20 protein-coding genes are annotated in these 22746 nt (G+C 43.8%); 4 read left to right on the top strand and 16 right to left on the bottom strand.

Features of this window, described 5'->3' with window-relative positions:
* Window positions 1-55 precede the first annotated feature (55 nt).
* Genes ACN6MV_RS11755 through ACN6MV_RS11745 form a run of 3 tightly spaced genes read left to right on the top strand, consistent with a single transcriptional unit; the run spans window position 56 to window position 3461 of the window.
* Window positions 56-769, top strand: a complete 714-nt coding sequence (locus ACN6MV_RS11755) for a polyphosphate polymerase domain-containing protein (protein ID WP_419886409.1) — start codon at window positions 56-58, stop codon at window positions 767-769.
* A gap of 2 nt (window positions 770-771) precedes the next feature.
* On the top strand, window positions 772-1500 hold the full coding sequence (locus ACN6MV_RS11750) for a DUF4956 domain-containing protein (protein ID WP_341112141.1): 729 nt from the start codon (window positions 772-774) through the stop codon (window positions 1498-1500).
* 29 nt (window positions 1501-1529) lie between these two features.
* On the top strand, window positions 1530-3461 hold the full coding sequence (locus ACN6MV_RS11745; protein ID WP_419886408.1) for a CotH kinase family protein: 1932 nt from the start codon (window positions 1530-1532) through the stop codon (window positions 3459-3461).
* Between the two features lie 218 nt (window positions 3462-3679).
* On the opposite strand, the gene ACN6MV_RS11740 is transcribed toward ACN6MV_RS11745, so the two are convergent.
* From ACN6MV_RS11740 to ACN6MV_RS11695, 10 genes are all read right to left on the bottom strand, one after another.
* Window positions 3680-4327, bottom strand: coding sequence for a DUF1775 domain-containing protein (locus ACN6MV_RS11740; protein ID WP_076117857.1), 648 nt, complete (start codon window positions 4325-4327; stop codon window positions 3680-3682).
* 52 nt (window positions 4328-4379) lie between these two features.
* Window positions 4380-5045, bottom strand: a complete 666-nt coding sequence (locus ACN6MV_RS11735) for a response regulator (protein WP_042126655.1) — start codon at window positions 5043-5045, stop codon at window positions 4380-4382.
* Window positions 5042-5860, bottom strand: a complete 819-nt coding sequence (locus tag ACN6MV_RS11730; protein WP_419886407.1) for a sensor histidine kinase — start codon at window positions 5858-5860, stop codon at window positions 5042-5044. Before ACN6MV_RS11730 ends, ACN6MV_RS11735 begins: the two co-directional genes overlap by 4 nt.
* Window positions 5861-6104: 244 nt before the next feature.
* Window positions 6105-7061: a hypothetical protein gene (locus ACN6MV_RS11725; protein ID WP_419886406.1), complete on the bottom strand. Its 957-nt coding sequence runs from the start codon at window positions 7059-7061 to the stop codon at window positions 6105-6107.
* A gap of 20 nt (window positions 7062-7081) precedes the next feature.
* Window positions 7082-8002 (bottom strand): cysteine synthase A, encoded by a 921-nt coding sequence (gene cysK, locus ACN6MV_RS11720; protein ID WP_076117798.1) that lies wholly within the window; start codon window positions 8000-8002, stop codon window positions 7082-7084.
* Between the two features lie 159 nt (window positions 8003-8161).
* Window positions 8162-12058 carry a discoidin domain-containing protein gene (locus ACN6MV_RS11715; protein ID WP_419886405.1) on the bottom strand — a complete coding sequence of 1299 codons (3897 nt, stop codon included), beginning with the start codon at window positions 12056-12058 and terminating at the stop codon, window positions 8162-8164.
* Between the two features lie 357 nt (window positions 12059-12415).
* Window positions 12416-14110: a methyl-accepting chemotaxis protein gene (locus tag ACN6MV_RS11710; RefSeq protein WP_419886404.1), complete on the bottom strand. Its 1695-nt coding sequence runs from the start codon at window positions 14108-14110 to the stop codon at window positions 12416-12418.
* 162 nt (window positions 14111-14272) lie between these two features.
* Entirely contained in the window at window positions 14273-14971 is a 699-nt protein-coding gene (locus ACN6MV_RS11705; RefSeq protein ID WP_042126645.1) for a Crp/Fnr family transcriptional regulator, read from the bottom strand.
* Between the two features lie 108 nt (window positions 14972-15079).
* The gene (locus ACN6MV_RS11700) at window positions 15080-15604 is read right to left on the bottom strand and encodes a hypothetical protein (RefSeq protein ID WP_076117804.1); all 525 of its coding nucleotides are present in this window, start codon (window positions 15602-15604) and stop codon (window positions 15080-15082) included.
* 24 nt (window positions 15605-15628) lie between these two features.
* The gene (locus tag ACN6MV_RS11695; protein WP_419886403.1) at window positions 15629-17128 is read right to left on the bottom strand and encodes a DUF4153 domain-containing protein; all 1500 of its coding nucleotides are present in this window, start codon (window positions 17126-17128) and stop codon (window positions 15629-15631) included.
* Window positions 17129-17239: 111 nt separating this feature from the next.
* Between ACN6MV_RS11695 and ACN6MV_RS11690 the strand changes: the two genes are divergently transcribed.
* Entirely contained in the window at window positions 17240-18934 is a 1695-nt protein-coding gene (locus ACN6MV_RS11690) for an ABC transporter substrate-binding protein (protein ID WP_419886402.1), read from the top strand.
* A gap of 28 nt (window positions 18935-18962) precedes the next feature.
* Here the strand turns inward: ACN6MV_RS11690 and ACN6MV_RS11685 are convergent, their stop codons facing one another.
* The 6 genes from ACN6MV_RS11685 to ACN6MV_RS11660 are packed head-to-tail and all read right to left on the bottom strand — an operon-like array spanning window position 18963 to window position 22723.
* Window positions 18963-19433, bottom strand: coding sequence for a DinB family protein (locus ACN6MV_RS11685; protein ID WP_042126640.1), 471 nt, complete (start codon window positions 19431-19433; stop codon window positions 18963-18965).
* 15 nt (window positions 19434-19448) lie between these two features.
* A complete protein-coding gene (locus tag ACN6MV_RS11680) occupies window positions 19449-19892 on the bottom strand; it encodes a GNAT family N-acetyltransferase (protein WP_042126638.1) in 444 nt (147 codons plus the stop codon).
* 25 nt (window positions 19893-19917) lie between these two features.
* On the bottom strand, window positions 19918-20463 hold the full coding sequence (locus ACN6MV_RS11675; protein ID WP_042126636.1) for a histidine phosphatase family protein: 546 nt from the start codon (window positions 20461-20463) through the stop codon (window positions 19918-19920).
* A 10-nt stretch (window positions 20464-20473) separates the two neighbouring features.
* Complete coding sequence (locus ACN6MV_RS11670) at window positions 20474-20920, bottom strand: hypothetical protein (RefSeq protein ID WP_419886401.1); 447 nt, start codon at window positions 20918-20920, stop codon at window positions 20474-20476.
* Complete coding sequence (locus tag ACN6MV_RS11665; protein ID WP_076117810.1) at window positions 20910-21467, bottom strand: AAA family ATPase; 558 nt, start codon at window positions 21465-21467, stop codon at window positions 20910-20912. The genes ACN6MV_RS11670 and ACN6MV_RS11665 overlap by 11 nt, the downstream gene beginning before the upstream one ends.
* Window positions 21468-21505: 38 nt before the next feature.
* Window positions 21506-22723, bottom strand: coding sequence for a sensor histidine kinase (locus tag ACN6MV_RS11660; protein ID WP_042126630.1), 1218 nt, complete (start codon window positions 22721-22723; stop codon window positions 21506-21508).
* Window positions 22724-22746: the final 23 nt, after the last annotated feature.

The following is a 22746-nucleotide window of genomic DNA, read 5'->3' as shown; positions in this document are numbered from 1 at the left end:
GTTGTGCAAGAAGGTCAACCAACGTCAGAGAAAGAGATAGAAACGAGGTGGGAAAATGAGTAACAAACTTCAATTCCGGCATGAGCTGAAATTCTTCATTAACTATCATCAATATCTTATATTGCGCCAGCGATTGCAGAGCTTGATTGATACAGACGAGCACGCCAATGAGAGTGGGGAATATCATATTCGCAGTTTATATTTTGACGACATCAACAACTCGGCGCTTGCCGACAAACTCGGTGGTCTCAGAGAACGCGCCAAATATCGTATTCGCATCTACAACATTCAAGACAACATTATTCACTTTGAGAAAAAAATCAAAATGGATGATTATATCGCCAAAACCAAAGAGCCGCTGACCCGTCAAATGTACGACGAGATCATGGCAGGCAACTATGAGGTCCTGAATGTCCCGGACAGTCCGCTGTTCATGGAACTATACAATCAGATGCGTCACAACCTACTGCGGCCAAAGGTCATCGTGGATTACGTTCGCGAGCCTTATGTTTGTCACAACGGTAACGTGCGGATTACGTTCGATAAGGAATTACGTACCGGTCTGCATTCAACGGATATTTTTGATAAGGATTTACATCCGATTCGAGCGATTGATGAGAACTTCATTATTTTTGAAGTGAAATTCGATGAGTACATTCCGGAGTACATTAAAATTGCGCTGCAGTTAGAAGGGCTGAACAGACAGTCCGCTTCAAAATATGTAATCTGCCGCAAATTCTTAAAAACCAACACTTGGGAGGATTATTGATTATGAATACATCACTAGCAACGCTAGCAGCAACCGCAACAACAGATACAACCACAAATACTTTTACAGATATTATTAAAAGCTCGGTGATCGACAACTTTGTATCCGACATAAGCATCTCGAAGATGCTCATCACCTTAGGGGTAGCTTTCCTAATCGGATATTTCATCTATCTTCTCTACAAACGTGTTTTTAGCGGAGTGTTATATTCCAAAAGCTTCAACGTCTCGCTCATGGGCATGACCATGATTACTGCCACTGTTATTATCGCGATCAACTCTAACCTTGTGCTGTCCCTCGGTATGGTCGGTGCATTGTCTATCGTTCGTTTCAGAACGCCTATTAAAGATCCAACTGATTTGATCTTTTTGTTCTGGGCAGCAGTCGCAGGCATCGTAACCGGAGCAGGCTTCTTCACTTTAGCAATTGTTGGTTCAATCATCATCGGTCTAATTCTGTTCCTGTTCATCAAACATTCTTCTATCGAAACTCCATACTTGCTAGTCATTAACTGTGATGGTGATGAAAGTGAACGCGAAGTACACAACCATATCACCAAGTCAGTAAAACGCTATAATGTGAAGCAAAAAACAGTATCTGCAAACAATATCGAATTGACACTGGAGCTTCGTCTGGATGATAAAGTAGGTGGCTTTGTCAACACAGTTTCCAACCTTAAGGGTGTCAAAAATGCACTTCTAATCAGCTATAGCGGCGATTATGTATCCTAAACACAATATGATGAAAGGCGGTGCCCCAGATGAAAGCAAGAGGTAAGTCTATCATGCTGAGTCTTTGTTGCCTGCTGCTGGTCATCGCTGTAGCTGGGTGCCAGAACGCAAGTCCATCTGCAACAAACGAGTCAACATCTGATAATCAGGAGAAGGTTATTTCGAGCGATGAAAAAAATCTAGACGAGCAGGTATTTCCTAAAGATAAGGTCGTGGATGTCAAAATCACCCTGGACCCGGACGATTTTCAGGACATGCTGGACAATGCCAGTGCTGAAGAATACAAAATGGCTTCTGTAGAGTATAACGGGATCAAATTCGATAACGTAGCCGTTCGAACCAAAGGAAATCTTAGCCTCAGAAGTGTAGTACAGATGACAGATTCTGATCGCTACAGCTTCAAAATCTCTTTTGATGAATATGTAAACCAGAATTTATTCGGCATCACTAAGATCAACCTGAATAACAATTACAGCGATGCTTCTTATATGCGTGAATTCCTAACCTATGAGCTCGCTGAGAGTGTCGGACTCCCTACGCCGAAATACTCCTTCGTCAATGTGTACGTCAACGATGAACTGAAGGGCTTCTACCTCGCGGTGGAACAGATCAGCGACGCTTATCTGGAACGTAACTTTGGGAACTCTTACGGTGCACTTTATAAAGGAGTAATGACTGGTCAAGGCAGTGACTTGACTTGGCTTGGTGATGATCCATCTCTCTATACTGGACTGGTAATGAAGTCGGATAAATCCAACGATGATATTCTGATCGATATGCTGAATGAGCTTAATAACGGCACCGATTATGAAAAATACATCGACGTAGAGGAATCGCTGAAGTATATCGCTCTAAATGCGGTAACAGCTAATATGGACAGTTATCTAGGTGGTAATAAGCAAAATTATTACTTATATGAAGACGATGGGGTCTTCTCGATCCTGCCGTGGGATTATAATATGGCTTTTGGCGGCTTGGGCAGCGCAGATGTACTGATTGATGAGCCTACTCAAGGCACACTGGCAGAACGGCCACTGATTGCCAAGCTGCTGGCTAATGACGAATATAAAGCGAAATATCACGAGATTGTCAGCGAGATGATTAATGGTTATCTAGCGGACGACACGTTCCAAACTCGGATGGACCAGCTGGACATGATGATTTCCAGCTATGTCAAAGCGGATCCTTCAGCTTTCTACACCTTCGAGCAATATGAAGAAGGGATTAAATCTGTTAAGACCTTCATGTCGAATATGGCGAAAAATATCCAGCAGCAGCTCGATGGCACCATCCCTTCCTCCGGTGACGGATCGGGAAGTGGTATGGGTGGCGGCATGGGCGGCGGCGGCTTTGGCGGTGGCGCTAGAAATGGTGCAGCTGCAGGTGCCACTGGTGCCGGACAAGGCGCGAACGCCGCGAGTAACGGGCAAGTGGCTGGCGCGGAGACCGAGAGCACTACCACTGTTGATGGCGCTACTGCGCCGAACGCCGTAAGCGGGCAAGCAGCTACTGATGGGCAGGCGCCTCAGGGTGCAGGCGGTGAGCCCGGCGCCATGGGCGGACCCGCTATTCCTGATGCCGGTGCAGGTCCTGGCAGTAACACGCAAGCAGCAGCTGGCGGGCAAGCGCCTCAGGGTGATCAGACCAACTCCAACGGGCAGGCCGTTCAAGGTGGGCAAGACAACACTGACGGGCAAGCTGCTCAAGGCGGATTTAATGGAGGCGCAGGCGGTGAGCCTGGTGCCATGGGTGGTCCAACTATCCCTGAAGGCCGAAACGGTCCTGGCGGTGGCGGCTTTGGTGGCGGCATGCCTGGTGGTATGGGTGGAGGCGACTTTGGTGGCGATGGGGCCATGCAGCAAAAAGGCAGCACGAGTGAAGCCATCACTACTGGGGTCGCAATCCTGCTTCTGCTACTAACCGCAATCTTTGTAACCTTCTATAAACGCAAACGGTTATAGAAAAGCAAGAAACTATCCTCAAAAAAAAAAAGACATGAAGAAGCCTCCGGCGTTAATTGACGGGGGCTTCTTTCATGTCTTAAAGATCATATTTCCAAATCTACACATACAAACTACTGAGAACAGTTCCATATCTCGCTCGGAACTGTTCTCGGTTTTCATCTCAAACTTTTTTCTTATCAAAATCTCCAACAATGATCACGGAATACAACTAGTTCTTACTCTTTCCGCCCACGTAATATACTAATGGCCGCTATTAAAAAAGCTAGTAATGATATCCCGACTGCGATATAGACCATTGGGTTGACACTGTTTGACTTCTCTTCATCTTTCATGATAGCGTTGTGCTCTTCCATACTCATGGAATCTCCCACGGCACTAGCACCGTGAGAATGTTCATCCCCTGCTGCGGCTTGCACAATCGAGGTCACAGAGTGTGGATTCTCTGTTCCGGCCTCGCCGGACCATTGCACCAAGCTTCCATCGGCATAGTGCTGATAAGCATCCCATGCAATGTCGCCAGCGGCATCAGGGTTCTTGGCCGTAAAATAGAAGCGTTGGAATTGCCCCTTCTGAATGCCCTCACCATTAGCTATCCAGCTAACCTTATTCCCTTCAATGGTAACATCCCATCCGGGTGTAGCCTCATATTGTTTAAACTCTGCACCTGCTGGAACGCGCAGATCAACTTGTACAGTTGCCACATCTTTTTCCGAAGGAACCTTAAGCGTGTAGGTCTCCCATGCTCCGGTACTGGATTGTGCTGGTGCCACAGTTACGTGCGCACTAGCTACGGCTGCAAACAACAATAGTGTGGCGGCAGCTGGTGCGAATAAAGTCATTATTTTGCGAGATAATCTGTTCATAATTAGCCCCTTCTCATAAGTAATCCTATAAATTTCGTCATTTAACAAACCACTATATCTCCTTGGGAAAATCCCGTTTACGCGAAGCAAGCCCTTGTTCCAAGGCATAACGCGTCAGCTGTGTTCGATTTTGGAGTTGAAGCTTTTGGAGGATGTTCTTCAGATGATTTTTTACGGTATGCTCCGAAATCCCCAAGCTCACGGCAATCTCCTTGTTCTTGGATCCAGAAGATACACAGCTTAAAATTTCTTTCTCTCTTGCCGTCAACGACTCCCCTTCATCTGTTACAGAGGGCACGGTGAACTCCTTCAAGATTTGAAAAGCCAGCTCCCGACTAAGCGGTGCTTCTTCATTAACAATAGCCTGCAAATATTGAATCCAGGTGGAAGGTGCCAGATTCTTTAGCAAATACCCCTGTGCTCCTTGCTTCAGCGCTTCGAGGAGATGGGAAATCTCATCCGATACCGTAACGATAACGATTTTGACATAGGGATATTCCTGCTTGATCCGGCGAGTCGTCTCTAGCCCGTCCATCACCGGCATCTGAATATCGATTAGAATGAGATCAGGCATCCATTGCGCTGTGAAAGCGATCGCCTCAGCACCACTCTCCACCACACCAATAACCTCAAAACTATCATCCATGGACAAAATCTCACACATCGCTTCACGCGCATGCGCATGATCATCCACAACTAAAACTCGGTATCGGCTCATGGACTGACATCCCCCTTCGTAATTTCAACCTGGGTGCCTGTGTCACCGGATATCAGCCTAAGCTTCCATCCCATCCCCTCGACACGCTCCTTCATGATCTGAAGTCCGTAGCTGCCACTCCCTTCAAATGGATCATGCCGAAATCCTTCTCCGTTGTCTGCAACAACTACTCTCCAGCTCTTCTCATCGCCAGTGCCAGTAATTGAAACCAGCCCCGCTCGTGTATGCTTACGAACATTAATGATCGCTTCACGGATACAGGATAACAATTCTGATTTTTCCGAAGGAGAGAGCGCATCATCTTCCAGACTCCAATCGAGCGAGGCTTCGATCATAATCTCATTAGCCATCTGGGCTAGCTGGTCTTTTACCGACTGTTCCAATGAAAAAGAACTCTGCTCAGAGACCGGAATCTTCAGATTAGCGATGGCCTGCCGCACATAACGGTTCACCTCATGGACCGTCTTTTTAATCTGATTCACACTTTCCTCACTGACTTCACCATTCTTGCGGTTTGCTTCTAGACGGTCGATTTTGACAGATAAGAGGAATAAAGATTGCGCCATCCCGTCATGCAATTCCTTGGCTAGACCTTCCCGGGCCTTCATTGCTTCCTTAAGCGCACGTTCCCGCTCCAACTCCCGCTGATTCCTCTCCATAAGAGAGAACAATGGGACGAGTAATACAAGACTGACTAAAAACACGAGAACCGGTGTCAAATAGTTCCCTAAATCCATTGAAATATAAGGCATTAGAAACTGATGGCGTACGACTTCCCAGATTCCTACCATAAACGTTGGCAGTAACAGGATCATGTACTTTATTCGTTTATACGTTGCCGTCCCCTCCCGCACATCTTATGCTTAACATTATCACCGTCTCATCCCAGCTGCATGACTCGATCGGGCTATATAGAGCTGTTAATGTTACAAATTTAAGTATTTTAAAAGGTGAATGCTGTCATTTATAATATCATAAGCAAGCTTTCTTATATTGTAGCAAAAAAAAGATACATCTCACGATGCACCCAATCATTTCTACTTTTACGTGAAGCCCTACCTATATTGGAGAAGTATAACGTCCATATTGGAGGTCCATTTCCTTAAACAAATCTCCTTCTTTTTTCAGAAAAAAAGTATTTACTCCCTCTGATCCCCACCAATTTAATCCAAGAAAAGGACCATTTAAGGTTTCGGCAGCAAAAAGAATGGAGAACATTTCAGGCATAACCTCTCCGCCATCATCCACCCGCCAGACTGAATATTCATCCCCTTGAATCACCGCAGGATAGTCCATGAAGGTAAATTCATCTTTTTCTTTCCAGACGAGACTAAATAACATATCCTGATCCAGCCTCACGAATTGAACAAGATACAACTGCCGATCAGTAGACAGCTCTGCAAGCTTCCATATGTTCTGAATTTCACGGTTTTTCGTATCTACAATACGCTGCCGAACACTTACTTCTACAGTGGAAGCTTGTTGGCCCTTCATAGATTTGATAGGCAAAAGCGCATCAACCTTAAAGTCTGCTTGATCCGTCAAATAATAGGTTTCATCCGGGGTCGCACTTGCTTCTTCCACCGTAAAAAGATACCCCGCCAGATTCACAAAATTATGCGCCATCTCCCGGCCATTGCTATCCGCTGTTCCATCCTGCCACTTGTTAAATTTCACTTTTAACACTTTACCCTGATCACCAATGGCTTCATTTAATTGTGCCATCTCCTGATCCAGCCCTTGTTCATACCCGGTGACTAGAATATTCCGCCCCTCTGCATCCGCAAAGCCAAAACTCATCTTCAGCTTATCAGTATCTAGATAAGCATCAGTCTTCTGCTTGCTTGGAGTCGGTAATGGCTCTGCGCTTGGAGGAAGAGTTGGAGAAGGCAGTACAGTTTCCGCACTTTGTTCAGGTGTAGACTCAGCATGATCCCCATCACTGGTCAAAGAGTTGTTGCTAGAACAACCCACCAACATAAGAACAATAAAGAAACTTACCATGAGCTTATTCATTCTTATTCCTCCAAACGAAGTTAGAATATTCCCATGCTCAGGTAACGTTCCCCCGCATCAGGTGCAATACATAGCACTCGCTTGCCGGCCCCGAGGCGCCGTGCTTCCTGCAATGCTGTCCATACTGCGGCGCCACCTGATGGGCCAAGCAGAATCCCTTCCTGTGCTGCCAGCATTCTCACGGTATTCAGTGCATCTTCATCCGAAACTTGAACAATTTCATCATAGACCTTTGTATTCAGAATGGCGGGTATAAAGCCCGGACTGGTTCCAACCAGCTTATGCGGTCCGGGCTTTCCACCGGATAACACTGGTGAGCCTTGCGGTTCAACAACAAGAATACGAATATCCGGAAGCTGCTCACGCAACACTTCCCCAGTTCCAGTAATTGTGCCTCCTGTTCCCGAAGATGCAACGAACACGTCCAGCTTCCCTTCCATTTGCTCCATAATTTCAAGAGCTGTCGTTGTTCGGTGAATGTCAGGATTCGCTTTATTCTCGAATTGCTGTGGAATAAAGCTATTCGCCACTTCTTTCCCTAGCTCGATTGCTTTTGCTATAGCCCCCGGCATCCGCTCCGCTGCAGGAGTCAACACAACTTCAGCTCCATAAGCTTTTAGAATATTGATTCGTTCCTTCGTCATATTGTCAGGCATGACAAGAATCGCTTTATAGCCTTTTGCAGCGGCATTCATAGCCAATCCAATGCCTGTATTTCCGCTTGTCGGCTCAATAATGGTTCCTCCAGGTTTCAGCAGCCCGTCTAGTTCCGCTTGCAGGATCAGATTATAAGCAGCTCTATCCTTTACACTGCCACTGGGATTGAAGCGTTCCAGCTTCACATATAGTTCTGCATCTTGGGGTGTGGTCAACCGATTCAGCCGCACAACCGGTGTATTCCCAATAAGCTCTGTTATATTGTTAACAACAAGGGGTGTCATCCTAGAGCCTCCTTCATTTCTGTACTTCCCATTATTGTAACTTGAGCGGCATCTCCTGTCGATTCTGGAACTTGCAGTCCTAACTTAAAAAACCTTAAAAAGCCGCCTCCCATACTTATGGGTAGGCGGCTTCATCATAACTGAATGCTGGTCTACAACTTACGGATTCACGTTAATGGTAAAGGTAGATGTATTATTCTTAATATTCGTTACTGTGTTCGTAATCTTCAGATTGTTGAAGGTTGCTGAGCCTCTCGCTGGACCTTGACCTGCCTCAGCAGCTTCATTCACCCAGATACCCACCCCGGATTTGCTATCAAAAGCATCGCCGCTCTTCTGTGCACCGGTAATTGTAACGTTATTAAAGATGGTATCTGTTACTGGGAATTGTGGAGTGGAACCTACATAGTTGGTCTGGAACATGATGCCATGATAGGTTGGATCAATGATATCCACATCATTAACTCGAATACCTTGGAAGACCTTCGAGGCCGAGAATACCCAAATCGCCGGGAAAGTCTGTGCGCCCCAGAAATGCCCACCTGCACGAACAATAGAAATATTCTCAAAATTCGTAGTCGGTGAAGCTCCGAAGCCATTCATTGGATATCCAAAGTCTAACGAGCTAATCGTAATCCCGGAGTAGCAAAGCGTATCCGCGATATAAATGTTACGGAAGGTATTTGCATATCCACCATAGACAGCTACACCGGCAGCACGCCAAGTCAAGATTGAAGTGAGGTTCTCGTAGACGTTGTCCTTCATATCTGCACCGCCGGAATCAATCGCCGAGAACAATGCAAAGCTATCATCACCGGTTGCCCGGGCTTCAATATTAGACACGAGGTTGTTCGTGCTGCCATTAGTCATATTAATGCCGTCAGCGAAGGTGTTACGGATACGGGAGTTTTTAATCACCATATTATCCGTGTTAGCTCCCCAGTACATACATACCTGATGTTCGGTCCAAATGTTATCGATCGTAATATTCGCCACATTAGAGAAATCAAATACTTTACCAGGACCGTCAATTCGTGATGTGTAGTTTCCGAAATAAGCGAAATTCGCAAAGGTAGATCCATTGGCTGTATCACTGGCGCGGAAGCCGACATCGGTATTCTCTTGGTTAGTTGGAGCAATAAACCTTGTATACCAAGGACCCGCACCGATAACCTTCACTGCCTTGCCGTAGACCTGAAACTTGTTAGAGGTCTGATAGTTACCTGGTGGCAAATACACACCTACAAGATTTCCTGTGGTGTCCATGCGCACTTTATCAAGTGCATTTTGAACATCCTGATGCGTAAAGCCTGCTGGAACAGTGTATTTAGCCGGATCTGGATTAGCGATCGGTGAAACCTGCTCTAGACTGATGAAATCAATGGCGTATTGAGAGGTGTTAGCGCTATCCTTTTGTAAACGGATCGTACTTCCTGCCGGAATCGTGCTATCAAACATAATGTTAGCTTCATCATAAATATGCCGCGGAGAACCTGCGCTTGGCGAATTGCCAGGACTTGTCTCAGAACCATACAACCATGCATATTTAGAAGTTAAGTTAATAGCTTTGCTAAAGACACCATTAACATAGATGTTAAGCGTAGCATTTGTGCCGTCACCACTCGCAGAATCAGGAATTGAGAAACGAGTAACCAGAGTGTTCGTGCTGGCTTTTGTCGTGAATTCAACATAGCTGCCTGTGGTGTTCAGCGTGACTGCTCTTCTGCCTGAAGCCTCACCTGCAGGATCGCCGATGGTCCGGTTAGCTGAAAGCTTCACAGCTCCGCCGCCAATCACCCCATCCTCAGCCTCATACATGTCGTAAGGCATATTCGCTCCTCGACCAATGAACAGTGACTGCGTCTGAATATTATTAGCCCGTTTCACAGGCAGCTCATTAGCATCTACTGCAATTTCACTCTTCACAGTATATTTGCCATTTCCTGCTGTCCAATTACCGAGAGCTACAGGTGCTGTGGTTACCCCACTTGATATCACGCCGTTATAGGTGCCTGTAAGAGTTTTAACTACCGCATTCGTAGTAGCATCTAAAACCGTCAGAGTTATGTTATGCGCACCACCCGCGGAAGCTGCTGTACCTTGATTCTTAATGGCCACTGAGAAGCTTACAGTGTTACCGCCTGCTGGATTGCCAGGTGTCCAACTGACGGAGGAAGCAACCAGGTCAGAACTCGATACAGGTGCAACTACAAGGGAAGTCGAGCTAGTGAAGCTATTATTTCCCTCATTTGATTCAATAACGGTATTATTCTCATCGACCTTTGCACTTAATGAGTAGGTTGCCGCATCTTTTGCCCCCATATTAAGAGATACGCTCGTTGATGCGCCAGCAGCTAGAGCACCTACTGGGCTAGTACCTACAAGTGTAGTGCCCAAATAAAAATTCACATTAGTTGCAGCAGATGCTAGAGTCCCGATATTCTTAACTGTTGCATTAAGAGTAATGGCATCCGTCTCAACGGGAGATGTTGGAGTCCATGTAAGACCAGTAACCGTCAAATCTGGATTCGCAGATGGTGTACCAATTACCTGAAATTCGGCAATTTGTCCAGCACTCGAACCAGAGTTAGTGGTGATCTTCAGCTGCAATTCACTAGCTGTAGCCGTTACCGGAATCGTCACTGTATTGCCGCTTGCCGGATTAAAGGTATAGACGGTAGCGGGTACAAGACTAGTAAAAGCCGTTGTATTCTGGTTATGTCCAAGCACTTGAATGGTTTGAGTACGTGTGGACCAAGCCGATGAAGGATTCAGCTTTAGAACTACTGATGTAACATCAGCATTGCTACCCAAGTTAACCGTTAATGTGTTCGGATAACTTCCTCCCGCACCTTCCCAATAAGTGGTTACATCCCCGTCATTCGCATTCGTCTGTACAAAAGTAAAGACTGAAGAGGACGCAGTTATACTTTTGTTCAATGCCAGATTAGAACCTGTCCCGGGTGTTGGAGTAGCTGTCGGTGTTGGCGTCGGTGTTGATGTTGCTGTTGGTGTCGGTGTTGGCGTTGGTGTCGGTGTCGGTGTCGGTGTCGGTGTCGGTGTTGGTGTTGGTGTTGGTGTCGGTGTCGGTGTCGGTGTCGATGTCGGTGTCGGTGTTGCTGTCGGTGCTGAAGACGGAGTAAGGATCAAGTTATCCAGATTCACGTTTCCAGTATCACCTGCATCATATTTATAAGTAATCGTATTAGCACCAGCATTCAAGGCTAGCGTTTCAACCTTTGTGGACCATGTATTCCAGTTGGCCAGATTTAAAAGAGAAGATTGCTTTATTTTAGTCCCATTGACATAAATACTTATTGTTTTAGTGCTCCCTGAAGCATTTGCATATTTTAAGGTGGCATCATAGTTTCCAGCAGAGGCAACATTAACACTAAAGGCAGTCGTTGCTCCTTGTGTCAAATAGCCATCTACGAATCCGGTTCCGGTATAACCAGTATGATCTGTATTGACTTTTGCTCCACCGGATAAGGCAGCGTTCTCCGCTTCATATCCTGTCGTTGGGAGTGTAGATGTACTGCCATAAATCTCAAATTCCGATAGCTGTGCTGCCGGCCAGCCTGTATTTGCCGTGAAGTTCAATTTAACATATCTAGCACTCGCAGCTGTAAAATTAATGGTCACAGTATTAGAACCGCTTGCTGGATTAAAGGTGTAATTGGCAGAGGCTGCTAAGTTAGTGTAAGTAGAATCATCAGAGCTTCCCTCCACCGACAATGTTTGGGTTCTAGATTCCCAGTTCGCCGGCAGTTTTAGAACAACCTGATTGACGCTGCTTACTTCGCCTAAGTCCACTTTAATCCATTGCGGGAATGCGTTACTTACACTTTCCCAATATGTTCCTTGATTGCCGTCATTGGCATTAGTTGCTACATAAACATCACCGAATGAGCTTGAAGTAATACTCTTCCCTTGGGCTAAATTCCCCGCAGCTAAACTCACTGAGGGATATAACGCTAACTGACCTACAAATAAGATTACAATCAAAAAATACATTACTGTCCGTTTACCCGTAAATTTTTTAGAAGCTGCTATCATTAGAGAACCACCTCCCAAAGATTTGTGAAGCTATGCAGCTATTAAGAATGCGCTTTCAAAATAGTATTATTATAGACATCCGCCTCCTAAAATAGATCTGATAGTGTTTCGACGAAACAATCACACCATTATTAGCTGCCAGTCATCCTCTTGTTTCCTTAACTCTCACTTTTTAAGTCTCCGATCTATATCCAGAGGTTGACCGCTAACTAACTAATAATGGTAATAATATAAGTTATAGGTAGGTTGACGTCGATGGCGATTTCTATGCTTAGTATGTGGGATATTACGTTCAACCAAACAAAAAAAGCTTCAGAGAGCAGTGGGAAATTCCCTCTTAACTCTCTGAAGCTCGCACTATACATTAAATCTAGCTACCAGCCCCTGTAGTCCATGAGCCATTAAGTTCAATTCACTTGCAGAGGAAGCAATTTGTTCCACCGAGGCCATTTGCTCTTGCGATGCTGCCGACACATGCTGTGTACTTGCTGCAGTAGTTTCTGCAATTTCCGTAACATTTCGAAGAGATTCCACAATCTCTTCCGTTGCCGCTGTGATCTCTTCCACAGCTCCGGATACTTCCTGAACCTGTTCAGCCAGTAAATCTATAGATAATCGAATCTCACCAAAAGAACGTCCAGCCTGCTGAATAATCTCCGTGCCTCCTCTAACTTCACTCATACTACCCACCATAACCTTCATGGCATCATCTGCTTCACTTTGAATTCCGCTCGCCATTTCCGCAATTTGATTCGCAGATTCTGCGGATTGCTCTGCCAGTTTACGAACTTGATCGGCAACTACAGCGAAACCTCTACCTTGCTCACCCGCGCGGGCTGCTTCAATTGTCGCATTTAACGCCAACATATTCGTCTGCGAAGCAATCCCTTTTATGACAGCAACAATACCGCCAATTTCTTGTGATCGATTCACAAAGCCTTGCACTTGCTGTGACAAAGATTGTATGGATCGATTAATGGATTCCATCTGCTGCCCTGCTGCTTGAAGTGATTCATCTCCGGCAATAGCAAACGATGCAGAACGATGCGAGGCTTCAGAAATATCGTGAACGCTGGAGGCAATTTGACCGATTCCTAACGATATTTCTGAGATTGTAATTGTATTGGTCTGTAAATCATTCATCTGTTTAGCTGTTCCTGAAGCTACTTCACCCATAATATCCGATATTCGTTCTGTGGCACCTGCAGTCACTCCACTATCTGAGGTAAGATTTGCAGAGGAATTCGCGAGACTATTCGCTGATAACTTCACTTGTTCAATCATTGATCCCAAATTTTCTGTCATTTTATTAAAATTAAAAGCTAGTTCTCCGATCTCATCTTTAGACTGGACCTTTAACTTACGCGTTAGATCAGCATCTCCATCTGCAATCTCCCTAAGCTGTGTGTTCACATCACGGAGGGGTTTAATAATTCGTCCTGATATGATTAACGCAAGGATCAGGGCAAGAGCTACCGATAATCCGGTCACACCAAAGCTAGTAATCAATGCGTTGCTACGATGGGATTCTGCTTGACTCTGCCCAATCTGTATTTCCTCCTCAAGCATATTCTGAAACTCAATTTGAGATTCAATCATTGAATCTAAAGATAAATTCGTGAATTTCTTCTGGGCTTCCGGGAAGTTTCCATCCTTGGCTAACGCGAAGGCTTCTTTTAAAACGATCAAATAATCATTCCATTTCCCCTTCAGTTCCGTTACACCCTTTAAGTCTTCTTCACTTAATCTAGCACTCTCCAGCTCCGTAAAAGCATTCTCAATTAATGGAAGTGTCTCTTCATACTTAGACAGATATGATTTCCGTTCAGCATCTGTGTTGCTCATCACATAACGAGCCCCTAGCTCATCTGCTGTACGAATTTTATCCGTTAATCCCTGAACAAGCGACAGCTTGTTCCAGTTGCGATTGACCTGATCTGTCAGCATCGTAGCCTTTCCTTGAAACAATGTGTTTCCTGCTATTGCCACTAGAAAGACTACAATCACAGCAGTAAATCCCAATACTATTTTTCCACGGATATTTCTGAACATCGTTGTTCCTCATCTCTATATGTATAGTAGGCCTCTATTTGGTACTTTTATCCTACTATTGCTCCCTTAAGCTTCTCTGAATTTAAACTGAATGTTCGCTTAAAAAAACAAAAAGACCCTACTTCCGGCCTAAGCAGGAAATAATGGTCTTCAAACATCTGTTTATTCGTATAAATTCCCGTTCGCCAGCTCTGCCAGCTTTCCTTCATCCAGTACGCTTAAGCGCCCACGATTTCGTGTAATGATTCCTTCATCAATGAAACGACGCACAATCCGGTTAAGATGACGATAACTTGTTCCTAGCAGCTCAGCTGTCTCAATCAGGCTTGAGGTCCGAATCTCCTCTACTCGTCGTCCTCCGCTATGATCTGCGAATAAAGACATCAAATAACTAGCAAACCGATTCTCCACTGGGTATAACAGGTTAAGTGCAGAGGCTTGGCCGAGCGTATGCAGCTTATGGCTAAGCTCTCCAACTAAAAAACGCAATAATGCTGTATTTTCCTCAAGCTCCCTAAGCAGAAGTCTCCTCCCGGCAAAAAGAATCAGGCTCTCTCCAACGGACTCTACCTGGTTTTTGACAGGAAATCGGTGTAGCAGCTCCACATCCCCGATCACAGACATCGGATTTGTAAAACGTACCAGCATAGATTTTCCATTCGGCAGCAGCGTTTGAATTTTAAGCTTGCCTTCGACCAAAAGGAACATCCCATCTAATTGATCGCCAACCAAGCACAGCTTCTCTTCATCTGCATAACGTCTCAGTTCCATTTTGTGAGTTACCATTGGGCTAAAAATTCCGTCCAGACCGTTCTTCACTGCCAAGGCACGGACAGCTTCACGGTCATTTATCGTTTGCATGTGGTGCCCCCTCTATTGTTTGCTCAAATAATTGTAATTTAGAATACCCCACAAAAAAAAGGACATATGTCCTTTTTGAAAATATAGAAAGTATAAGTTCACATCACCTTACGTCACAACAGAGTCCACACTATATCGGATCATATTCACTTTATGATCTTGTAACCAAAATTCTAAACTCCGATGATTGATTTTATCCACATACCCGATAATATCAGCCCCTTGTTCCCCTCTTTTATAATAAGAAGAGCCGTAAGCTTCAATCACTTCGTCGGCAGATGACCCGACATGAATACCTCTGGCAGTGTTCATCTTCAGATCGGAATAGATGCTGATTAGAATGATTTTATCATCACCACGTGCTGTGGCTACTGTTGTCTCGTTATCCAAATTATAGTATTGATACCGTTCAATATCGTCACGGGGTTTAGGGGCCTTGGTGAGCGATTTGAGGCTCTGAAGCAGCTGAATATCTCCCAGATATTCCGTTTCTAGATTGCTGCTGGATACGCGAGAGTAATGACTTTGCCTTGGTGCATTATATAAATAAATATGATAAATCCCATAACTTAAACCTACCGTAATAAAAATGACGATAAATGACCAGCCCTTATTAAATGGCTTCCTTCTCACTGTCCTCACACCTTCTTATAACCTTTACTGTGCAAAATATTTTTCCAGCTCGCGCTGCGCTCGATATTCCGGGATATTAAAAGACTGCCACTTCCGCTCTCTTTGAGCACCGTCCCAGCGTTCATTTTTCAAAAATTGATCCAGCATCCCGTCTTCCTTACGGCTGAATTTAATCAGTGAAGGAATAACCTCTGGTGATAAGCCCACCAAATAATTTGCATCCAGCTTACCGCTTACCTCATAACGCTCCATATTCTTATTAGCGATAATAACGTCCATCCCGATATAGTTCATTACAACATAAGAGACCATACCCAGCACAATATAACATTTAGCCAGTGGCAAACGCTGAACAGCTATCCGCAATGCTGCAAGAATCAACAGCAATCCCATAAAAATCATAAAAGCATGTACTAGGAATCGAATCGTAGTATAGCCATACGCCTCTTCATATAAAGTCAGTCTAGTAAAGGCGGAATATAACATTACAGTTGAACAACCGACCAAGATATACAATAGGATATTAATGACTTTTTGGAGCATCCCGCCCCTCTTTCCTTCCGATCCCAATGCCAGCATTAAAATTATGAAATTAATCGCGGTCACCATAATTAGCTCAAAAAATCCACTACGAGCGTAATCAGCATAGGAACTCCCCTCTGGTAAAATACCTTCCCAGGCCCCAAACAAGTAAGTAAACTGCACGATTACGAACAGAACATATACCGTGTTAATGGCTATAAGAATTGTCGTCATAATTACTGGGTCAACCTTAAAGGTGAGAGGCGCAAGCACGGGACCATACTCCTTAGGCTGCACCTCCCAGTCATAGATCTTCGAATCTACAAAGCCCCATACTAACCCGAAAAATCCCATCCCCATTAGGAATATCCAGAGCGTCCGAACAATAATTTCACCAAATGAAATCCGATCGAGCATATTCGGCAGCCAAATTAGCACATGATGAAACACGCCATCGGCTGAGGCAAGCAGGGTAATCACAACAAGCAGAATTGGTAAAGAGATCGCAAGCCCAGTAAACACTTTCCCCAACACTTGCTTGCGCTCATCCTTCACCTTACGATCACTGCTACTTTTGATGTCCTTGAACACAATACCCCAGTGACGAAAGTTCTGTGGAATCACATGCTCAAGTGTATCCCAAAGCACTTTGAACTTGCTCCAAGAGGGGCGTTTATCACTTAGGAGATAAGTCATATGTAATAAAATCAGCACCGGGATTACTAACAGGTTCAACCCAAAGTAGAATAGATTATGAAAGAATACATAGGTCAACGAAAGTAAAAAAATCGCTCCGAACCAGAAGTAACTGAATTTGGTGAGTTTACGCAGTTTAGCCTTAGCGTAATAAAGCATATATGCATAAAACAGACAAACAAAAATAGGATAAGACACCCCCGGCAACTTTCCGTAGAACAACAACTGATGAACAATCGCCAGTAAGAAGGCAACAATTAAAGCGGAAAGTGATCGATTAAGCTTAAGATCCGGTTCATCGGTCATGGTAAACACCCCCATATTCTTACTTTCTTATCCTTATTCTAAATGATAAAATAAGAAAAAAAAGAGAAAGAATTAATTAATAATTTCCTATTTTCTGAAGGGAACTAAACCATGAAGCTGCATAACCAATATTTAAAACTTCACTCTCAGTTTGGGGGAGCGGCAGAAATCTCAGTTACAATGGATGAACTAGCATTCACCTTCGGATGTACACATCGAAATGCCATGCATATTGTGAATAAAATGATACAGCTCGAATGGGTACAATGGACACCTAAGCGAGGACGGGGAAGTCGTTCCTTATTACAATTCCTTGTCCCCTCTGAAGAAATTGCACTGCAATCCATGATGCAGGCCATTAGCCGTAAAGATGTTCACAAAGCGATTGAAGGCATCAAAACCCATGCCAGCTCATCTTCACTGCAGGATACATTGCAAGGTTGGCTGTTGACCTATTTTGGGCATCATTCCGAAATACGTAGTGATAAACAGATTGATACCCTTCGACTTCCCATCACCCAGCAGCTGCACACCTTCGATCCACTCCATATGAATCTATTGGCGGAGTCCTTTGTTTCCAGTCATGTTTTCGACGGACTAGTGAGACGCAGCGGGGAACGGGATAAGATTGTACCTAGTCTTGCTCATGCCTGGGAAGTGGATGAAAGCCGTACGATCTGGACTTTTTTTCTGCGCAAGGAAGTCTTATTCCATCACGGAAAAGTACTGACTGCCAAAGATGTAGTCTATTCCTTGGGACGATTAATGCGAACCTCTAAGCGGACGCTCTATAGTTATATTTTCAAAGAAATCCAGCAGGTTAACGCACTAAATCCATCCACCGTACAAATTACTCTTAAGCAGCCTAACGAGCTATTTCTCCCGTTTTTGTGTACGAGCAGAGCCGCTATTGTTCCGCGTGATTTAGAAGGAATGGACGAATCTAACTTTGGTCGCAGACCGGTAGGGACGGGGCCATTCAAGGTTGTGGACATGAACGAGGACACCTGTGTGCTGGAGGTTTTTCCTTATTATTTTCAAGGAAGAGCTCATTTAGATCGGGTCGAAATACTCTATGTTCCATGGGATACCGAGACAGATTCCTCAGATACAGGTTCGGCTTTTCATGTGATTCAGAACCCATCATCTACCAACTCTTCGTCTTGGAGCCGAATTCATTCGGAGTCCTACATTCGTAAATTTGTGACCTGCAATACACAAAAAAAAGGACCGCTTAGCGACCCCCTTCTTAGGGCAAAGATTGTATCCTGTTTAATAGACGATTCAATATCTGTATCGCATAATTCAATAGAAGACCAAGAAATCTCGCTGCAAATATCCACTATTCCGCAATATGCTAGCGACGCTGAATTTATTGCTACCAAGCTAGGGCGGCAAGGTTATTCATGTACGGTTGTTTCTGTATCTCCAGAGGAATTCAAAGGCCCGGTTCGACTGGAATCTGACCTGATTGTTTTCTCATTATTTCGCGACGAGGATGAACAGCTTCGTTTATTTGATTTATATCTCACGCTCTCCCAGCATATAGAACCGCATACCCGGGCGGATATTGAAGGCTGGCTCTATACCATTGCAAGGGAACCTAATCCTGAAGCTAGATCGGAGAGCTTTAGGATTATCGAGAACCGTCTTCTTGAGGAGCATCATTTGTACATCTTGTATGAAAAACCTACTCAGACTGCTTATTTGCCCTCTGTCCGAGGCGTAAGCTTCAATAGTCAAGGCTGGGTTGATCTTCGCCATTTGTGGTTTCCGCCGCTGCTCTCCACAGACAGCACTACATGATATACACAATACCCATTCGATTCACGAATCATCGGAGCCCTTTCCCAATCAAATTAGCAGAAACTGGTTCCTTCCCAATTTCCCTTGCCCAAACGGACAACTGTCCGACATGATGAATCTCATGAGCGATCACATGGCGCATCACTTCGCCCCAAGTATCCGTCACGATCCGGCCATCCGCCAGGTGATCCTCAAAAATATTCCGTTCTAAACCCTCATGCCAAGACAGTACAAAGGGTTCCACATCGGGCCGGAACTTCGCATCCAGCATCCTAACCTGCTGCAAAGACTTGTAAAGCTCAAAGTCCTCCTGAAAATCCGGTTTCCCTTGCAATACTTGAATCCAGCTCCATTCCACATCAACAATATGGAAGAGTGTCTTCAATATACTGCCTACACCGCCAATACGTGCCTCAAGTAGCTCTTCCTCAGAAATACTCTCACACCACTCGTACCATTGTTCACGAACCATCCAGTTATATTGAAAAAATGTTTGCAAATCAATTACCTCCTTTTAATGGGAACTTAGATGTTTCCGGTACCCCTCTACCTTCTCATCTCTATACCCTAAGGATTCATAAAAAATATGCGCTTCCTTCCGCTTTTCTCCTGAGACTAAAATGATATAAAAGCAGCCTCTCTCATGAGCCATTTCTTCGATGGCGAGCATCAGTTTTTTGCCCACACCTTGACGACGGGCACGCGATGACACTACCACATTCTCAATCACCATAAACGGTTTGCAATCCCCTACTAGGTCATGACAGACAATCCCCATCAAAGACCCCATCAACTCCCCATCCACAAAAGCGCCCAACAATATGTACCGACTATCTGCCTTAATCACTTTAAATACTTGTTCAAATTTATTAGGATCCGAGGGATGATCCATCAACTCCTGGTATAAATCACCAAGTTCATGGAGAGACTCCCATTCTATTTCTTTAATAACAACCATGAATGTTCAACCTGCCTTCTTTAATTTAAGAATCTTTTTCATACAAATACAGTTCACCATTCCGTGGATAAAATATCCGTTTTCCAATATAACCTCTGAGGGCCAGTTGTTGTGCTAATACCTTCATAAAAGCGCCATGAGTAACTATGAGTACATTGGATGATCCAAAGTCGCGTTCTAAGCGCTCAATAACTGCTTGTGTGCGAAGTAACGTTGACCCTCTACTCTCACGCTGCGAGGAATGACCTATGTACCAAGCGATCCGTCCCAGCGCTAACCAAATCGAATGATGTAGCTTAATTTCAGTCTGTGAGGCTGCGACGATCTCGATTTCTCTTAGCTGCTGAGTATAGATAATATCGCCTGAGTAGATCTGAGTCGCCGTATGAATAGCTCTAGGAAGATCACTGCTAAGGCATACCTCCCAAACAAGCTCTGAATTACTGAACACCCCAGACTCAATATTAGATTGATTATACGCCTCAACCCACGCGTTGAATTGCTTTCCCGACATTCGCCCACTCACCGGTTGATGCGCCACTTTAAAATGTCTCACTAAACCAATTTTCATATATGCCCCACTATTTACGAACCTCCAGATCAAATTCTTCCTTCTTTCCATCCCACTCCACTACTACCTTAATGATAGAGTCCTCCTGCTCGTACGCCCCACTCCCGGATCTCTCGGACTTCAACTCACTTCTTACTCCATTAACATCTTCTAAGGTTTTATTTTCTTCACCCGAGGTTCCCTTGAAGATATATTTAAAATCTTTTATTTTATCCAGATCCGTTTGTTCTCCTTTATATTTAAGCTCAAATGTAGATTGCTGCGAAGTTTCATAATCTGGTCTTTCACCCTTTTTATCGATGAACTTCTCCGTAGCCTTTTGAACATATGCTGCAGACCATACTTCTCCTTCACCTGTAAAGGTGTAATTATGCTTATATGTAGTTGTATTGCAGGCAACAAGAAGAACTGACAACATCCCAGCCAGCAACAGCGTACCCAGATTCTTAATCATCATGAGTTCCTCCTGATTCCATAAACTTTAAATAATTCAGCACGACTTCAACACGTTCTTGAGGAGTTAAATCTCCTTCTATTCGTAAAATAGGACATTTCAACGCGGACATCCATTCCTCGTGTAGTTCCTTGCTTCTGACTTCAACTCCTGCAGTATCATATAAAGCGGCCCACTCCATAAAAGTCTGATTCGCTTCGTATTTATTTCCACCAGGTAAAATTTCGTCACCATATCTCTCGTATTCTCTAACTCTTAATCGATTCAAACGGATCTCCTGCGGAATCCATAAAAAAATGACCAAGTCAAAATAGGGCCGAAGCCCATCCCCCCAGCCGCAAACTGCACCGCTCAGAATCCATGGCTCCTTATGGGCTAAATCCTGCTTAATTCTAGTTAATCTATCGTTGATTTCGCGCTGTTTAGTGAACTTATGCTCCCAGAAATAGTCATCACTATCCAACTGAATATGAGGTAACACCTTGGCTAATTGCTGACCTAATGTGCTAGTTCCTACTCCAGATGCACCCATGATGTGAATTCTTCGCATATATTCCCTCCAGTATTAACTTTTTCATTTTTGGAATATTATTGATCATTCGTAGCTAAAAAGCGAATAGTAACGGTAGTCCCCTTACCTTTAGAGCTATTATAAAAGATTTCCCCATCATATTTTTCTACAATATTAAAGCAAATCATTAACCCTAAACCCGTTCCATTACTTTTTAATGAATAAAAAGGTGTGCCGAGCGACTTAATCTCTACTTCGGACATTCCACTGCCTTCATCCATGATCGTTATCTCGATAAAATGATTATTTCTATTTGCTGTGACTGAGACGGATTTCCCAACATCTGAGGCTTCTAGTGCATTTTTTATAATATTAATGAGTAACTGCTTAAACTCTATTTTATTAATAGAAATAAAGCAATCTTCCTCTACCTTTATATCGATTTGATTATCAGACAGCATGGCATAGGAATGAAGCAGACCTGTTACACTTTGAAGAACTTCCTTCACATCTACTTTCTCTAGTCTTTGATCTCCATTTGGTTTTGAAAGGGTTAGAAATTGAGAGATTATCTGTTCTACTGTGTTTAATTCATCAATCATCAAGTTGAACTTACCTTTCATAGGATCATCAAATGAAGTGTCCTCTTTAAACAATTGCAAAAAGCCTCTGACCACTGTTACTGGATTTCTAATTTCATGCGCAACAGCAGCTGTTAATTGTCCTACCATCTTTAACCGCTCGGATTGCTGTAATTGTTCATAATACAGTTGCTGCTTCTTCACCCGCTTAAATGATAAATGGAAAATGAAAAATAATAACGCTTGAACAGCTATTATATTAATAATGTTGCCTACAATATCATGATGTAAATAAGTATATAATTCACCTTTATCAATAAAAATGACGTAACTAAAAGTGATTACCATTAACAATCCATTTATGATAAAGGAAAAGTAGAACAGTTTTAAATCGAAAAATAGAATAGAAAGTGCGGGAATAAGACAAATCAATATATAGGTGGTCCAAGTTTGCGGATATAAAAAGAAAAGAGTATAGAAGTAAGCAAATCCAAAAAGAATGATAATCTTTCTAAAGGTATATGTCTCATACTTAGGATAGATCCATAAACTAATGGATAGAATCATCACACACAAAAAATGTACAATGTATCCAAAATTAATCCCGTTCAACTCTGTTGTAGATAGTATTAATCCAGATATCATAAGAATAATGATTAATAACATAACAATATAATAAATTTTCCGATTCACCTGACTGTAGAACTCTTTCATGAATTCACCACTTCTAAATTAAT

The sequence above is a fragment of the Paenibacillus sp. B-A-8 genome (assembly GCF_048572915.1).
In the GTDB taxonomy this organism is placed as follows: domain Bacteria; phylum Bacillota; class Bacilli; order Paenibacillales; family Paenibacillaceae; genus Paenibacillus_AQ.
Note: the sequence above shows the minus strand (reverse complement) of the source record. Positions and strands in the feature narration are given on the sequence as shown.

What these genes read in the sequence shown, in the direction of transcription:
- ACN6MV_RS11755 (WP_419886409.1), top strand. Translation starts at nt 56, where the DNA reads ATGAGTAACAAACTTCAATTCCGGCATGAGCTGAAATTCTTCATTAAC.
- ACN6MV_RS11750 (WP_341112141.1), top strand. Translation starts at nt 772, where the DNA reads ATGAATACATCACTAGCAACGCTAGCAGCAACCGCAACAACAGATACA.
- ACN6MV_RS11745 (WP_419886408.1), top strand. Translation starts at nt 1,530, where the DNA reads ATGAAAGCAAGAGGTAAGTCTATCATGCTGAGTCTTTGTTGCCTGCTG.
- ACN6MV_RS11740 (WP_076117857.1), bottom strand. Translation starts at nt 4,327, where the DNA reads ATGAACAGATTATCTCGCAAAATAATGACTTTATTCGCACCAGCTGCC.
- ACN6MV_RS11735 (WP_042126655.1), bottom strand. Translation starts at nt 5,045, where the DNA reads ATGAGCCGATACCGAGTTTTAGTTGTGGATGATCATGCGCATGCGCGT.
- ACN6MV_RS11730 (WP_419886407.1), bottom strand. Translation starts at nt 5,860, where the DNA reads ATGATCCTGTTACTGCCAACGTTTATGGTAGGAATCTGGGAAGTCGTA.
- ACN6MV_RS11725 (WP_419886406.1), bottom strand. Translation starts at nt 7,061, where the DNA reads ATGAATAAGCTCATGGTAAGTTTCTTTATTGTTCTTATGTTGGTGGGT.
- cysK (WP_076117798.1), bottom strand. Translation starts at nt 8,002, where the DNA reads ATGACACCCCTTGTTGTTAACAATATAACAGAGCTTATTGGGAATACA.
- ACN6MV_RS11715 (WP_419886405.1), bottom strand. Translation starts at nt 12,058, where the DNA reads ATGATAGCAGCTTCTAAAAAATTTACGGGTAAACGGACAGTAATGTAT.
- ACN6MV_RS11710 (WP_419886404.1), bottom strand. Translation starts at nt 14,110, where the DNA reads ATGTTCAGAAATATCCGTGGAAAAATAGTATTGGGATTTACTGCTGTG.
- ACN6MV_RS11705 (WP_042126645.1), bottom strand. Translation starts at nt 14,971, where the DNA reads ATGCAAACGATAAATGACCGTGAAGCTGTCCGTGCCTTGGCAGTGAAG.
- ACN6MV_RS11695 (WP_419886403.1), bottom strand. Translation starts at nt 17,128, where the DNA reads ATGACCGATGAACCGGATCTTAAGCTTAATCGATCACTTTCCGCTTTA.
- ACN6MV_RS11690 (WP_419886402.1), top strand. Translation starts at nt 17,240, where the DNA reads ATGAAGCTGCATAACCAATATTTAAAACTTCACTCTCAGTTTGGGGGA.
- ACN6MV_RS11680 (WP_042126638.1), bottom strand. Translation starts at nt 19,892, where the DNA reads ATGGTTGTTATTAAAGAAATAGAATGGGAGTCTCTCCATGAACTTGGT.
- ACN6MV_RS11675 (WP_042126636.1), bottom strand. Translation starts at nt 20,463, where the DNA reads ATGAAAATTGGTTTAGTGAGACATTTTAAAGTGGCGCATCAACCGGTG.
- ACN6MV_RS11670 (WP_419886401.1), bottom strand. Translation starts at nt 20,920, where the DNA reads ATGATGATTAAGAATCTGGGTACGCTGTTGCTGGCTGGGATGTTGTCA.
- ACN6MV_RS11665 (WP_076117810.1), bottom strand. Translation starts at nt 21,467, where the DNA reads ATGCGAAGAATTCACATCATGGGTGCATCTGGAGTAGGAACTAGCACA.
- ACN6MV_RS11660 (WP_042126630.1), bottom strand. Translation starts at nt 22,723, where the DNA reads ATGAAAGAGTTCTACAGTCAGGTGAATCGGAAAATTTATTATATTGTT.